At 41.8% G+C, this 14,851-nt stretch carries 17 protein-coding genes, 1 pseudogene and 1 riboswitch; of the genes and pseudogenes, 15 read left to right on the top strand and 3 right to left on the bottom strand.

The window, feature by feature from the left end; genetic code table 11:
• The 13 genes and pseudogenes from HZA10_01745 to HZA10_01805 all read left to right on the top strand — a co-directional run.
• Window positions 1-319 (top strand): energy-coupling factor ABC transporter permease (locus HZA10_01745; GenBank protein MBI5195026.1); only part of this gene is annotated, 319 nt, incomplete at its 5' end.
• A gap of 194 nt (window positions 320-513) precedes the next feature.
• A pseudogene (locus HZA10_01750) lies at window positions 514-723 on the top strand (cobalamin biosynthesis protein CbiM).
• Window positions 724-812: 89 nt separating this feature from the next.
• Window positions 813-1,565, top strand: a complete 753-nt coding sequence (gene cbiQ, locus HZA10_01755; GenBank protein MBI5195027.1) for a cobalt ECF transporter T component CbiQ — start codon at window positions 813-815, stop codon at window positions 1,563-1,565.
• Complete coding sequence (locus HZA10_01760; GenBank protein MBI5195028.1) at window positions 1,553-2,461, top strand: ATP-binding cassette domain-containing protein; 909 nt, start codon at window positions 1,553-1,555, stop codon at window positions 2,459-2,461. Before cbiQ ends, HZA10_01760 begins: the two co-directional genes overlap by 13 nt.
• Window positions 2,462-2,501: 40 nt before the next feature.
• The gene (locus HZA10_01765) at window positions 2,502-2,645 is read left to right on the top strand and encodes a hypothetical protein (GenBank protein MBI5195029.1); all 144 of its coding nucleotides are present in this window, start codon (window positions 2,502-2,504) and stop codon (window positions 2,643-2,645) included.
• Window positions 2,646-2,835: 190 nt separating this feature from the next.
• A complete protein-coding gene (cbpB, locus tag HZA10_01770) occupies window positions 2,836-4,167 on the top strand; it encodes a peptide-modifying radical SAM enzyme CbpB (GenBank protein MBI5195030.1) in 1,332 nt (443 codons plus the stop codon).
• A gap of 2 nt (window positions 4,168-4,169) precedes the next feature.
• On the top strand, window positions 4,170-5,429 hold the full coding sequence (locus HZA10_01775) for a cobalt-precorrin-5B (C(1))-methyltransferase (protein ID MBI5195031.1): 1,260 nt from the start codon (window positions 4,170-4,172) through the stop codon (window positions 5,427-5,429).
• Window positions 5,422-6,711 (top strand): precorrin-6y C5,15-methyltransferase (decarboxylating) subunit CbiE, encoded by a 1,290-nt coding sequence (cbiE, locus tag HZA10_01780; protein ID MBI5195032.1) that lies wholly within the window; start codon window positions 5,422-5,424, stop codon window positions 6,709-6,711. The genes HZA10_01775 and cbiE overlap by 8 nt, the downstream gene beginning before the upstream one ends.
• Entirely contained in the window at window positions 6,708-7,475 is a 768-nt protein-coding gene (gene cobI, locus HZA10_01785) for a precorrin-2 C(20)-methyltransferase (protein ID MBI5195033.1), read from the top strand. Before cbiE ends, cobI begins: the two co-directional genes overlap by 4 nt.
• Window positions 7,472-8,269 carry an HD domain-containing protein gene (locus tag HZA10_01790; protein MBI5195034.1) on the top strand — a complete coding sequence of 266 codons (798 nt, stop codon included), beginning with the start codon at window positions 7,472-7,474 and terminating at the stop codon, window positions 8,267-8,269. Before cobI ends, HZA10_01790 begins: the two co-directional genes overlap by 4 nt.
• A 1-nt stretch (window position 8,270) precedes the next feature.
• Window positions 8,271-9,032 (top strand): precorrin-4 C(11)-methyltransferase, encoded by a 762-nt coding sequence (gene cobM, locus HZA10_01795; GenBank protein ID MBI5195035.1) that lies wholly within the window; start codon window positions 8,271-8,273, stop codon window positions 9,030-9,032.
• Complete coding sequence (locus tag HZA10_01800) at window positions 9,016-10,935, top strand: cobalamin biosynthesis protein (GenBank protein ID MBI5195036.1); 1,920 nt, start codon at window positions 9,016-9,018, stop codon at window positions 10,933-10,935. Before cobM ends, HZA10_01800 begins: the two co-directional genes overlap by 17 nt.
• On the top strand, window positions 10,916-12,388 hold the full coding sequence (locus HZA10_01805; GenBank protein ID MBI5195037.1) for a hypothetical protein: 1,473 nt from the start codon (window positions 10,916-10,918) through the stop codon (window positions 12,386-12,388). The genes HZA10_01800 and HZA10_01805 overlap by 20 nt, the downstream gene beginning before the upstream one ends.
• Here HZA10_01805 and HZA10_01810 read toward each other — a convergent pair.
• A complete protein-coding gene (locus HZA10_01810; protein ID MBI5195038.1) occupies window positions 12,365-12,868 on the bottom strand; it encodes a Mut7-C RNAse domain-containing protein in 504 nt (167 codons plus the stop codon). The two genes, HZA10_01805 and HZA10_01810, sit on opposite strands and share 24 nt — an antisense overlap.
• Before the next feature lie 72 nt (window positions 12,869-12,940).
• Between HZA10_01810 and HZA10_01815 the strand changes: the two genes are divergently transcribed.
• Together HZA10_01815 and HZA10_01820 are read left to right on the top strand one after the other, a co-directional pair.
• A complete protein-coding gene (locus tag HZA10_01815; protein ID MBI5195039.1) occupies window positions 12,941-13,213 on the top strand; it encodes a BrnT family toxin in 273 nt (90 codons plus the stop codon).
• A gap of 2 nt (window positions 13,214-13,215) precedes the next feature.
• Complete coding sequence (locus tag HZA10_01820) at window positions 13,216-13,485, top strand: hypothetical protein (GenBank protein ID MBI5195040.1); 270 nt, start codon at window positions 13,216-13,218, stop codon at window positions 13,483-13,485.
• Between the two features lie 101 nt (window positions 13,486-13,586).
• Window positions 13,587-13,666, top strand: a riboswitch (cyclic di-GMP riboswitch).
• A 270-nt stretch (window positions 13,667-13,936) separates the two neighbouring features.
• Here the strand turns inward: HZA10_01820 and HZA10_01825 are convergent.
• Complete coding sequence (locus HZA10_01825) at window positions 13,937-14,179, bottom strand: hypothetical protein (protein MBI5195041.1); 243 nt, start codon at window positions 14,177-14,179, stop codon at window positions 13,937-13,939.
• Window positions 14,180-14,252: 73 nt separating this feature from the next.
• Window positions 14,253-14,471, bottom strand: coding sequence for a type II toxin-antitoxin system prevent-host-death family antitoxin (locus tag HZA10_01830; GenBank protein ID MBI5195042.1), 219 nt, complete (start codon window positions 14,469-14,471; stop codon window positions 14,253-14,255).
• Window positions 14,472-14,851 lie beyond the last annotated feature (380 nt).

The following is a 14,851-nucleotide window of genomic DNA, read 5'->3' on the forward strand; positions in this document are numbered from 1 at the left end:
AGGATCGTTTGCAGGATACCTGACATTCAGGGGATTGAGGGCGTTAAAGGCTAATCTTTGGATTGCAGGTTTTATGGCAGGTATTCTTGCAGACTGGGCAACATACACCACTACATCCATTGAACTTGCGTCAGGCATACGGGGAGATTCACCATTCATGCCTCTTTTTTGGAAAATCCTGATAGCCTTCATCCCGACACAACTACCGTTAGGAATCCTTGAAGGCGCAATGACAGCAGGCATGGTCGTACTGCTTTATAAGAAGAGACCTGACTTGCTTGTGAAGATGGGCGTGGTAAAGGCAGGGGAGGCGGTATGAAAAAACTCAATAACTACACAAAAAAATACACGAACCCGTCATTGCCGCTTGTCGGCAATCCTTCTGTGAGATTCCGGACAAATAGGAAAGATTCCGGACAAGCCGGAATGACAAGATCGGGGAAGATATTTGTTATTTATTTTTTTCTTATATTATTTCTGTTGCTCATTCCCCCTCACTTGTCACTCGTCACTGCTGCTGACAAATGGGGCGGCGTTGACGAATCGGTTGTGGAGAAATACGCGGAAGAGCACGGCAGGGCTGCAAGAAATCCAATAATAAATACGGATCAGGGTGATTTGCTTCTTTTTGTTTTTCTGTTTGCAGGCGCAGTTGGCGGATTTGCAGCAGGATATTACTGGAGGAGGTTAACAGAGCACAGAACACAGAGGACAGAACACTGACAAAAGGAGCGTAGCATATTATCACCTTCCACGTTACTTCCTCTTTCCCGATGCTTTGGGGAGAAGGTGAGGGGTAGATAAGAAAACAAATGGAAATTTTTTCTGAACATTTTCAAAAAGAGCATAGCTTCTCAAAAGTTGATGCAAGGGTGAAGCTGATTGTTGTACTTGCGCTTCTTATGATGGTCATAAGCAGCAAGGGAATACTGTTTCCGCTGTTTATAGCAGCAGGGTGTTTTCTCGTCTGCCGGATAATGAAGGCGCCGACGCGCATTATCCTTACAAGAATTGCGGAGCCCTTGTTTCTTGCCGGGATGGTCTTGCTGCTGAAGCTGCTTTTTACAGGCAATGAAACCATGTTTTCCTTCAATGTCATGGGGCTTGAACTGACTGGTCACAGAGATGGATTAATTGACGGAATCAGGATTGCAAGCAGGATAATCGGCGGAGTCTCGCTTGTTGTAACGCTTGGATTTGCAACTCCGTTTACTGAAATTATGGCCGGACTTTCATGGCTTAGGATTCCCAAACAGTTTATTGAGATAATGATGTTTGCTTACAGGTATATTTTTGTATTTCTTGAAGAAGGACTTACTATCTATAATGCACAAAAAAACCGTCTCGGTTATGCAGGAATAAGAAAAGGGATGAAGTCCTTCGGTGTGCTCGCAGGGTCTCTTGTTATAAGGGGTTTTGACCAGAGTCAGAAGACCTCGGAGGCAATGATACAGCGGGGCTATACAGGTGATATGCCTCTGCTCAAAAATTATCCCCTGAGATTTGGCGAACTTGCTATCGCTGTGGTATTTATTATTTTTGCGGGTGTGGTATGGATGATTTGAAAAGAACATGGAACACAGAGCACAGAACACAGATAGAGGCTGTTTTATCAGTTAAAGATGTTTTTTACAGATATGCTGACGGCACTCAGGCGCTGTCGGGCATAAATCTGAATATACATAGGGGAGAATTTGTCGGCTTTCTCGGCGCTAACGGCTCCGGTAAGACAACACTTTTGCGGGTAATGGACGGGCTTATGAAGAACTTTGAGGGTAGTGTGCAGCTTGACGGGGTTGAAATAAAAAATCTTACTTCCAAAGAAATATACAGAGAGGTCGGGCTTGTATTTCAGAATCCTGACGATCAGTTGTTTGCGCCGACTCTTTTTGAGGATGTTGCCTTTGGCCCTTTGAATATGGGGTTTAATTTCAAAGAAGTAGAACAAAGAGTTATGGCTGCCCTGGAGGAAGTTGAATTGACAGGGCTGGAAAGAAAATCAGTCCATAACCTGAGTTTCGGGCAAAGAAAAAGGGCTTGTATTGCAGGGCTGCTTGCAATGGGTCATGAGATACTGCTTCTTGATGAGCCGACTGCCGGTCTTGACCCCATGGGTGAGTATAAAATGATGAAACTTCTTAGAAGGCTTAATCAGGAAAATGGCGTAACGATTGTCATGGCAACACACAGTGTTGACCTTGTACCTGTTTTCCTTGATAGACTTTATATTCTAAGTAAGGGCAGGATTACGAGGGGCGGTATCCCTGAAGAGGTTTTTAGTGCGCCGGGGGATATGGCTGATGTCAAACTGAGGCTTCCACAGATTGCAGAGCTGATTTACAAACTTAAGCATGAAGATAAAATACACTTTGCCCGCATTCCCCTTACCATAGGTGAGGCAAGAAGGGAGATATTAAAAACAATGCAAAATGAAAAACTAAAAATTCAAAATTTAGGATAAAAAGATTTTTGAAACTGTTAAAGAAAGGAGGTGATAATTTTTGAATAAGACAAAGAAGGCTGAGAAGAAAACGGCTGCGAAGATGAAGACCATTTCTTATCACATGAAATGTGTGCAAACAGCTAACGGCCTGACCCATTTTGTGATGTATGGCGACGTTCCGAAGAAAAAGATGCCTTTGTAAATCTGTGTAGGGGCGGGTTTTAAACCCGCCCTTACAAAATTTATCGTCATTCCCGTGAAAACGGGAATCCATATTTTATTGTCATTCCAGCTTGTCTGGAATCTTTCCTTGAGAAGGATTGCGGACAAGCCGCAATGACGACTGTAGTCACGCAACAGATATAACTATAATAAAAGGAGAGCAAAAACTAATGAAAAACACCCGTGGACTTTCATTTTCCAACATCGACGCCGACTGGAAACTGGCGCTGGACCCTGATAATGTTTTTTGGGGAATTATTCCAAGAGATAACGGAAAATTCATTTTGCCGGACAACCTGATGGACCTTTACAAAAAGGAGAGGAAACACCTTGATACGGAACTTCATAATTTCAGATTCAATGCAGACTTGAACTGTATATATATTGACCCGACTGACAGGTGTAATGCCAATTGTCCTTATTGTTATATTCCTTCAAAGATAAGGAAGCAGGGCTCACAGATGACTGCTGAGGATCTGGACAAGGCGCTGGCAAAGATAGAAGAGCATTTTAAAAACATAAAGAAAAAACCTGTGATAGTTTTTCATGCTGCTGAACCGTTGCTTGTAAAAAATATTCTTTTTGATGCCATAAAGAAATACCACAATAAATTCCTCTTTGGTATTCAGACCAATGCATTGCTGCTTAAAAAAGAGGACGTAGGGTTTATAAAAAAGCACAGAATTGGAATTGGAATATCTCTTGATGCCGCAAGGGCGGATATTAATAATTGTTCACGAGTGACTGCAAAAGGCGGAGGAAATTTTAAAAAGGCTGTGCAGGCATTGGACTGGTTTGCAGGATATGAAGGATTGAATGTTATATGCACGGTTACCAAGTACAATGTTGACAGGCTCTCTGAGCTTGTGAAATTTCTTCACAAGAAAAAAGTCCCTTGTGTACTGCTCAACCCGGTCAGGCTTACACAAAGGCGTGCAGTTAATTTAAAGCCTGACGATATGCTGTTTGCAAAAAATTTAATTCATGCCGTTGAGACTGCAATAAACCTGTCACGAAAATCAGGACGGCAGATTGTTGTGGGAAATTTTGCCAATGTTATTTTGGCGATAATATCGCCGACTGCCAGACGCATGATGTGCGATATATCTCCCTGCGGCGGGGGCAGAACTTTTCTGACTGTCACTGCTGACGGCAGTATGGTGCCCTGCGGAGAATTCATCAGCATGAAGGAGTTTTCCGGAGGGAATATTTTTAAAACATCAATATCTTCGGCGATGAGCTCAAAGCCATTCAAAAAAATACGAACAAGGATCGTGGAGAAGATTGACGAGTGCAATACCTGCAATTTCAGGCATATTTGCGGCTCGCCTTGCCCTGCAGAAATGCATGCACGCGGCAATATATACCAAAAAGCGGCATTTTGCGAGTTTTACAAAGAGATAATAAAATATGCGTTTAAAATAATAGCTGAAGACAAGGTGAAATATCTTTTAAGGGAAGGCTCTCTTGATCAGATGCATTATGAGTATCAGTTTAAGTAAATATGAAAAAGAATTTAAGGTCGGGCTATACAACAGGCGCATGTGCCGCTGCAGCGGCAAAGGCGGCAGCATTACTTGTGATGCGTAATGCGTTATGCGTTATTGGAAAAAAATCAAACGGCAAACCAGTCACTCGTCACGCGTTACGCCTTACTGATGTTAAAATTCCCTTCCCGGATGGAAGCAGGCACAAGTTTAAAATTCACAATACAGGATACAGGATGCAGGATAAAATTGTGCGGGCTTCTGTAATCAAAGATGCCGGTGATGACCCGGATGTGACAAACGGAGCGGAGATAGTTGCGGAAGTGAGACTGCAAAGGTCAGGGGTAAGGGGTAAGGGGTCAGAAAAGACACGGATTTTTATAAGCGGCGGCAAAGGCGTAGGCATTGTCACTAAGCCCGGGCTTGCTGTCCCTGTCGGCGAGCCGGCGATAAACCCTGTACCGAGGAAGATGATTGAGGAGGCGGTGATGGAAGCCATTAAAGATAGTTGTGAGTTAAGAGTTAGGAGTTATGAGTTGACAGATAAAAAAGACTCTAAACTCCGAAACCTTGAAGTAACTATTTCTGTTATAAATGGCGAAGAACTGGCAAAAAAAACCCTTAATCACAGACTGGGTATTGTTGGCGGCATATCAATTCTTGGCACAACAGGCATTGTTAAACCCGTATCCACTGAGGCATGGACAGCGACAATCACCTCTTCTATGGATGTAGCGAGGGCAATGGGGCATCGGGAGATTGTTCTTTCAAGTGGACGAACTTCAGAAAAGGCGCATATGATGAAATTCAATTTTCCTGAAGAATGTTATGTAATGATGGGAGATTACCTTGAGTTTTCACTTCTTGAGGCAAAAAAACACAGGTTCGGGAAAATTCATCTCTGTGCACAATGGGCGAAGATGCTTAAGATTGCCATGGCAACGCCTCAGACGCATGTGAGGCACGGGGCGATTGATTTAAAACAGACGGTGGAATTTCTGAGAAAACAGGGACAATGTGTAAGTAGCAAAGGTCAGGGGTCAAGGGTCAAGCCTGCCTGCTCGGTAGGCAGGGGTCAAGGATTATTGGATGGCGAGTTTAATACTGCCCATGAAATCTTTGATTGCATTAATTCATCCCCCAGACTTTATCCTTCATCCATTTTCTCAAAAGTCAGCTCCGCAGCAAAAAAATATGCAGAGGGAATTATGGGTGGAATATCCGTGATTGGACATCTTGTATCGTACGATGGAGAGGTTATAATAAGCTGTGATTAAAATCTATGCCATCGGAATCGGTTATAAACCTCTTGATAAAAAGGCGCAGGAAATTATCTTTAACTCTGAAATAATACTTGCATCCAAGAGACTTTTTGAAGTTTTTAAGCGCTATCAAGAATTCAAAAAAATTAAGGATAGGGTTAAAGTAATAAATAATGTGGATGAGACATTAAGTTTTATAAAGGGTTTACTTACATCACGCATTACGCCTCACGCATTACGCCCCATCGTCCTTCTTGCCTCAGGCGACCCTATGTTCTTTGGAATCGGCAGAAGGCTTGTAGAAGAATTCGGAAGGGATAAGGTGGAAATTCTGCCCGACCTTTCAAGCATACAATTGGCATTTTCAAGGATTAAAGAAGTGTGGAGCGATGCTTTTTTAATGAGCCTCCACGGCGGACCTGACCCTAAAAAAAGAAGGAAACTGAAAAATGGACTTGAGGATATCCAAATGCTTTTAGAAAAGCATAACAAGATTGCTATTCTTACAGATAAGGTGAACAACCCGTCGGTAATTGCAAAGGAACTTACCTCATCCTTCATCCCTCATTATTCATCCTTAACGATGTTTGTCTGCGAAAGACTCGACTATCCTGATGAGAAAATCATTAAGGGCACGCCTGAAAAAATCGCAAAAATGAGATTCAGGGAGCCGAATGTAGTGATAATAGAGGGGCAGGGGTCAAGTAGCAAGGTACAAGATTATAAAATAGATTTTGGAATGAAAGAAGACGAAATAGTCCATTCAAGAGGACTTATAACAAAAGATGAGATAAGGGCAATTGCTATTCATAAACTGAGACTTCCTCAAAATGGAGTGCTCTGGGATATTGGCGCAGGTTCAGGTTCCATATCAATAGAGGCGGCAAGGCTATTCCCCTCATTAAGAGTTTTCGCAATAGAAAAGGATGGGAATCAAATCAGTAATATCAAAAAAAATAAAATCAGATTTAACACAGCGAATGTTTTGATAATTAAAGGTGAGGCGCCTGATGCGCTCAAGAGATTACCGGCTCCGGACAGGGTTTTTATAGGCGGAAGCGGAGGAAGACTCGGCAGAATAATCAGTTTTATTGCAAAACTGCCGGTTGGAATTATTATCATAAATGCCGTTACAATAGAAACTTTGAATGAGGCAGTCAAAGGCCTTGAATCAAAAGGATTTAAAACAAGGGTCTCAGAGGTTGCTGTGTCAAGGTCAAGGCTTATCGGCGGCAGGATGCACATGAGCGCATTAAATCCGATTTTTATAATCACAGGAGAAAAGAGATTGAAATGACAGGCCGTCTGTATGTTATAGGGGTAGGACCTGGGGACCCCGAACTGCTAACCATGAAGGCAGTAAGAATACTTAAAACTGTGAATTGCATCTGTGTTCCCAAGGGCAGAGAAGAGGGAAGCAGCCTTGCATTGTCTATTGTAAAAAAGGCTTTGAATTTGGACGGTAAGGAGATTATTGAGGCATATTTCCCGATGAGGAAAACAAAAAGACAGTATCAGAGTATCAGAGTGTCAGAGTGTCAAAGAAAAACAGACGCATCACGGTCTTTAGATTGCGAGCTTAATTCAATGTGGCAGCAGACTGTGGAAACGGTCTTAAGCAGGCTTAGCAAGGGGACTAATGTCGTTTTTATCACTCTCGGCGACCCTGCGGTTTACAGCACTTTTTTTTATCTCTTTGACAGCCTTCTTGAATTAAATCCCGCGCTGAATATTGAGATAATTCCGGGCGTATCTTCTATTAATGCATCTGCTGCGGCTGCAAAAATATCATTGGGTCTTGCTGATGAAAAAATTGCAATACTTCCTGTAAATTATATTGACGATTTGGCAAAGACACTGATGAATTTTGATTCTGTAGTACTTATGAAGGTGCATAAGGTATTTAATGATATCAGAAAAACCCTGAATGAGATGAATCTTTTGGATAATGCAGTTTATATCGCACGGGCAGGGATGGAGGATGAAAAGATTTTTAAAGATATCAGGGATGTAAAAGAAAAAGACCTGAATTATTTTTCCATGGTAATTGTAAGAAAATGAACGGAAACGATTTAAATTTTTTTAAAAACTGGTTTGCATCTTTTACAAAATCTTTTTATTTCAAGAATGAGGAGGATCAGCAAAACATTATACTAAAGGTTGAGCATACCTATAATGTATGTGTAAATATCATTAAAATAGCAGGAGATCTGGGGTTTGATGATAATGCAATGATGCTTGCTGAGACTACGGCGCTCTTTCATGATTTAGGGAGGTTTCCGCAATATGCGAAATATAAAACATTTAAAGATAACATTTCAATTAACCACGGTCTTCTTGGGGCAAGGACGCTTATTGAAGAGAAAATCCTTCAAAGGCTTTCGGAAAAAGAACAGAATTTGATTGTTCAGGCAGTTAAATTTCACAATACCTTTAGAATACCGAAATTAAATAATGATGCTGTGATACTTTTTTTAAAACTCATCAGGGATGCTGATAAACTGGATATTCTGCGAGTCTTCATAGAATACTATGAAACCCCTCTGGACAAAAGGGCATCAGCGGCAGGGCTCGGTCTTATAGATTCGCCAGAATATTCAAAAGAGATTTTAACCTGTTTTCACAAAAGACAAATACCATCTTATACAACTTTAAAAACGCTGTGCGATTTTAAGCTGATGAAACTGACATGGCTTTATGACCTGAATTTTCAAGACACATTTAAATTGCTTTTAGAGAGAAACTATATAAACAGGCTGGTCAGATATTTACCGGATGCGGAGGAAATTAACAGGGCAGTGGAAGCGCTCAAAGAATTTGTGCGCCAGAAAGCTTCAGCGCAGGAGGTTTTTTAAGATGCAGACTTTAAAGGTTTACTTTATTGGCGCAGGCCCCGGAGACCCTGAACTTATAACGATCAAGGGCAGAAGGATTCTTGATAATGCTGATGTTGTTATTTATGCAGGAAGTCTTGTAAATCCAGAGCTTCTTAAAGGCATAAAGGCTGAAGTGCATGATTCATCTAAAATGACTCTGGATGAAATAATCAGGATTATGAGTGGTTCTATAGCAAAAGGCAATACAGTGGCAAGGCTTCATACAGGAGACACGTCATTTTACAGCGCGATATCCGAGCAGATTGAAAAACTCAGGGAATTAAAAATTGAGTATGAAGTTGTACCCGGCGTGTCTTCTGCGATGGCGGGCGCAGCAGCGTTAGGGCAGGAACTTACAATCCCGGAGATAAGCCAGACAGTAATATTCACACGCATTGAAGGAAGAACGCCTGTGCCTGAGGCTGAAAGGCTGGGTGAACTTGCAAGACACAATGCGACAATGGTGATTTTTTTAAGCGTCGGCATGATAGAAAAAGTCCGTGATGAATTGTTAAAAGGCTATTCGGCAGATACGCCTGTTGCGGTGATTGAAAGGGTGTCATGGCATGATGAAAGGATTGTCAAAGGGGCTTTGAAGGACATTGCAGAGATGGTTAGGAATGCCGGTATTGCCAAGACTGCATTGATTTATGTGGGAGAGTCTCTTAAGGCGCCTGATGAGCAGTTAAAAAAGGAGTCTAAACTTTATAATAAGGATTTTAAACATGGATACAGAAGTTAAAACCCCTGTTGTTTTTTATGTTACGAAAAACGGTCTTAATCTTGGAAAACATCTGAAGGTCATTTATCCCGGCACGCAGGTTTTAAAATTTAAACCAGAAGACGTTGTTCGCCTTTGGCACAAAAACAAAACCTTTATCTTTATTATGGCGTCAGGCATTGCTGTAAGGACAATAGCTCCATTGATAAAGGATAAAAGAACAGACCCGGCAGTTGTTGTACTGGATGAAAAGGGGAGGTATGCGGTAAGCCTTTTAAGCGGCCATCTCGGAGGTGCAAATAGGATTGCAAAAGAAGTCGCAGGTTTTTTTGGAGGCAGGCCGGTAATAACAACGGCATCGGATATAAGTAATCTTACTGCAATGGATTTATGGGCAGAGGGGAATAATCTGGCCATTGAAAACTGGAATTTGCTCCCTAAGATTTCTACAAGGCTGATAGACAATGGCAGGCTGAATGTATATGTTGAGCAGGTTTCAGGGATAAAATTGCCTGCAGAGTTTTTAGCGGTCAAAGCCCCTAAGGATGCTGATGTTATTATTACCAATAAGGCAGGCGGGCTCAGGGCCTTACCTGCTGGCCGGCAGGTTCTGCTCTCAAAACTTTTTTTAAGACCGAAGGATCTCGTCATAGGCATCGGGTGCAACAGCGGCACTTCAGCAGAAGAGATAGAAAGCGCAGTTAAAAAAACTCTAAAGAAAAACAATTTATCATTTTTATCAATTCATTCAATTGCTACCATTGACATAAAAGGCAGAGAAACTGGCTTAATTGCGTTTGCAAAAAAATATAATTTCAAGATTAACACATTTACGCCTGATGAGATTAACTCGGTAATTTCCAACCTTTGCTCTTTAGCCTTCAACTTTTCTGCTGCCGCTTACAAAGCCACCGGAGCCAAAGGAGTGGCAGAGCCGGCTGCAATCCTTGCGGCTGAAACTGATAACCTGTTGGTTCTGAAACAGAAAAGCGGGAATTTGCCTGTGGCGAAAGCTAACCTCCGGGGTCCGGGGTCAGGGGTCAGGGGTCAAGGGGAAAAACTCCGGACCTTGCCTACCGGCAGGCAGGCTCCCAAATCCAAACTCTACATTGTCGGCATTGGACCGGGGGATATTGAACACATTACGCCTGAGGCGCAAAGGGCAATAAAAGAATCAGACGTGATTGTGGGGTACGGCACATATCTTGATTTAATTAAAGAACTGATAAAGGATAAGGAAGTTGTCTCAACAGGGATGACACAGGAGATAGACCGCTGTAAAAAAGCTGTTGAGCTTGCAGTAAGCGGCAAAAATGTTTCTGTTATCAGCGGCGGCGACCCTGGGATATATGCAATGGCAGGGCTGGTGTTTGAGGTTTTGAGGGGTCAAGGAGTCAAGGGGTCAAGGGGTCAAGGAATTAATAAGTCAACTTACCGCTCAAACCCTCGAACCCCTGCCTACCGGACAGGCAGGCTTGCATCCTCGAACCCTGTTGTTAAGGTTGTTCCCGGTATTTCTGCCTTGAACGCATGTGCTTCGCGGCTTGGCGCGCCGCTTATGCATGATTTTGCATCAATAAGCCTTTCAGACAGATTGACCCCGTGGAAACTTATTGAGAAAAGGCTTAACGCAGCGGCAATGGCTGATTTTGTAATTGTCCTGTATAACCCTAAGAGCAAGGGAAGGGCGGAGCATATTAAAAAGGCATTGAAAATTATTTCAAAACACAGAAATTCAGGGACGCCGGTAGGAATAGTAAAAGGCGCAATGAGGGAGAATGAAAAGATAGTTATTACAAACCTGAAAAATATGCTTAAGCACGACATTGATATGCAGACGACAGTGATAATCGGCAACTCGCAGACATATGTCTGGGAGAAATGGATGATAACGCCAAGGGGATATGAGAATAAAAAAAAGTAACAAGAAGGATGAAGGAAGAAGGTTGAAGGATGAAAAATTGCTTCCGAAAAGCTTATCACTCGTCACCCGTCACTCGTCACTTTCTCCTGTTGCTTTCTTCTGGGATGAATCTTTTCTATGGGGGCTGATGGCTTATAATGTACTGAAAAACCTTGGATTGCCATTTGATCTTGTAAGGTCTGCTGATATTAAAAAAGGCTGTCTTAAGAATTACAAAATGTTTTTTGTTCCTGGCGGCTGGGCGTCAAACAAAGGCAAGGCTCTTAGTGAAAGAGGGAGAAAGGCAATAAGGGATTTTGTTGATGCCGGCGGAAATTATCTTGGTCTATGCGGAGGCGCAGGTCTTGCCATCATGGATGGTATCGGGCTTTTGAATGTCACCAGAAAGCCGACAAAAGACAGGATTCCGAGTTTCAGCGGAAGAATTTGCTTAAATGTAAAAGAGCATCCGATTTGGAATGGCATTTCAAATTCCTCATTACCCCCCTTTGTCAAAGGGGGGCGTGGGGGGATTTTTTACCCATCACACATCTTCCACGCTTATTGGCCTTCACAATTTATTTTGAAAGACAAAAAGATAAAGACTCTGGCAACCTTTGGAGATGCCCTGCCTGACGCCTTTAGTTCCGACTTAAATATAGGTGATGTAAATAAAACCGGTAACTGGGCAGAGCTTGAAAAGAGATATCAGATTAATCTTGACCCCGCCCGGCTTATGAATGAGCCTGCAATAATAGAAGGCAAATTCGGGAAGGGAAAAGTGGTATTATCACTTGTACATTTTGATACGCCTGATGATGAAAACGGTCAAATAGTCTTGAGAAATCTGTGGGAATACCTTAGCTGTTTTAGGGGTCAAGGAATCAAGGGGTCAAGGGGTCAAAGGGGAAAAATAAATCATTCACTTGAATCCTTGAATCCAGGAACCCTTGAACCCTCTCAGCTTGTATTAGAACTTGAAACAGCAACTGCAGAGTTCATTTCTTTCGGTGAGCGGAATTTCCTCTGGTTCTGGAGAAACCCCATGCTCCTTCAATGGAGAAGAGGGATAAGGGGGCTTGAATACTGTACATTATTTGTGATGATTAAGGAAATTGTAGAAAGACTAATGGACCGTAAAGCGTTATGCGTTATGGGCTATGAGTTAAAGGAGAAAGACACATCACGCGTTACGCGTTACGTATTACGAATTAAAAAACTGCTGATTCCTTTTATAGAGAAATCAAAACAGCTTCTAATCATGGAAAGACATGCTTTGCAAAACGGGCAGTTATCCCCCATATCCCCTCCCTTGTTAGAGGGGGGCAGGAAGGGGTGCAATGACTCGGAAATTCAAAAAATAAGAACTGAACTTTTTTCTGACACGAAGAGCCATGGGGGGGAGTTTAAAAAACTTATAGATGAAGTGGATAATCTTTTATTTTCCCTGCTAAGCAGTCCCAAGAATCTCTGACAGCTTTTTCCTGAACTTCTCAGGATGCGTCCCTTCCCAGTAAAGCTTTTTACAGCCCTGGCACTGTTTGAATGTTCCGGACGTTTGATATACATATTCAGGGACAAGGTCTTTTACGTTTTCCTTTGGAATGCCGGCAATGATGGCGTTGCATACTGCACACCTGCTCATCAAAGAAAAATCTTTGAGGTTGAGAGCGCTAATTACGACTTTGAGTTGTTCAAAGGGGTTGTTCTCATTTAACAAAAAATATGTTATTCGTGTTTTATTTGCCTCTGCACGCGTATTGTATTCTGCGTATTTCCGCATGTACCGCCTCCTTACAAGGTGCGTGTCTTTTGTGAGGAGAATTCTGTCTTCTTTTAGAGCAATTCTGATAAGAAGGGTGTCTTCAATCCGGGGATAATAGAGGGTGTCATAGCCTAACAATCTTAGCCACCTGGCAAGCCTGCCGAGCATTGAATCGGCTATAAATTTCACCCCTAAATTATAACAAAAATTCTGTAATAAACAATATTTGACAAAATCAGCATATTCCATTACAATGTAACTATGCGAATAAGCCAGATACTCTGGGATGAGGTATCTGTTTATCATATTGCAGGGCATGGTATTACTCCGGCAGAAGTTGAAGAAGCAGTCTTTGAAGGGAACTCGCTTATATTAAAGGGACGGGAGGGAAGATATATTTTATTGTCCCAAACTTTAGCTGGGAGATATTTGACCATTGTTGTAGCCTTCAAATTAAAAGGCAGAGTTAAAGTAATAACTGCACGGGGCATGGACGAAAAAGAACGAAAATATTATCAGAGGGGAGGTAAATAAAAATGAAGAAAAAAATACCTGAGTTTAAAAGTGTTGCAGAAGAAAGAAAGTTTTGGGATACCCATAGTGTCGCAGATTATCTTGATGAGTTAAAGGAGACAAAGGAAATCGTTTTTGAGAGACCGGCTCTTAAGAGAAATTTTCAAATGAGGCTTGATGATGCGACAATTAACCGGCTGAGAAAGCTTGCAGGAATAAAGGGGGTTGATGTATCAACCCTGATAAGAAACTGGATAAAAAAACATCTTGATAAAGAGCTCAAAGTTGCCTAAGTAAAACGCTTATAAGAAATTCTTATAGTACCTATAAGATATATTAAATTTCCTTAACTGAGATTGTAAATTTGTGTAAAAGTAAAATTGTATAATTACTTTCCAGATAAAGCCAAATCCTGAGCAATCAGGAGGCGGAAAGCACCAGATACCGGATAACCGGCATGGCTGAGCTGCCTAAGGGGAGAACCCAGGGCAAGCTCAGCTTTTTTGTTTGTGAATTCCCCCTTACTAAAGGGGGATTGAGGGGGTTGTAACTCCGTATACTCCCCTCTCCCGACGCATCGGGAAGGGGAGGGTGTATTTTCAGATCCAGAGGAAACAGGTCAGGCATCTTTGACACTCTTACACTTTGATACTCTGACACTTTACAATGGGGGTGGATTTGAGATGAAGGCAGGGGTAGAAAAAATGTCAGCAAATAAACAAGCGCTGGAGATATTGGTAGTGCCTATAAATATGCCTTATCGTGAGTGCCGACAGTGAGAAAGACTATGGTTTTTACATCCATTGTTCCACAAAGCTGTGAAGAACAGCCGACAAGGTTCTGGAATTTTCTTGCACGGCATTCTTCACAAACAGAGAAAATGAATCTAAAAGACTTTGTGATTCTTGCCGAGCGCGTGCCTTTAAGTTCTCCGACAAGAAGCTCGCTTTTGCAGTTTGTATATGGATTTTGCGATAAGAGCTGCACCTTTTTTGAAAACAGGTTTTTGAAATGGCGGTATTTTTTAGCCTGCTCTAAAAACTCAGGGGTAAAAAATGGTTTATAAATTTTCCAGTACCTCTTTGAGGGAAAGTAATTTAGTGTTAGTGCGCAACTGATGCTTTGCGCGCCGGATAGACTGCATTAATGCCTTGTTAGACATTATTTTGAGGGTTTCACTTATTCGCTTCCAGTCCTCAATGCTGAGTACAACAGATTTGGGTTTGCCTTCAGGTGAAGTTATGTATTCAACCTTTGGCAATGCAAGCGCTTTTAGCATATTAAAGTCTCCTTTGTTATCAAATGAATATTACTCAACTTTACCATAAAGATAATTTTTCTGTCAAAAGTGATGGGGGATGATGGGAAATTCCCCCTTACTAAAGGGGGATTGAGGGGGTTGTAACTCCGTATACTCCCCTCTCCCGACGCATCGGGAAGGGGAGGGTGTATTTTCAGATCCAGAGGAAACAAGTCAGGCATCTTTGGCACTCTGATACTTTACAAGGGGGATAAATAAAAAAATCTTTAAATTCCTAAATTTTTTAATTTTATATTTCTAATCACTACTGTCCCAACGTTTAGATTATGAAAGATTATAACACATTGAAAATAATAGCGTTTAAAGCAAAAATGATTTTTACCGATTTGAAATTTAGA

This window comes from Nitrospirota bacterium (assembly GCA_016212185.1).
Taxonomy (GTDB): Bacteria; Nitrospirota; Thermodesulfovibrionia; order UBA6902; family DSMQ01; genus JACRGX01.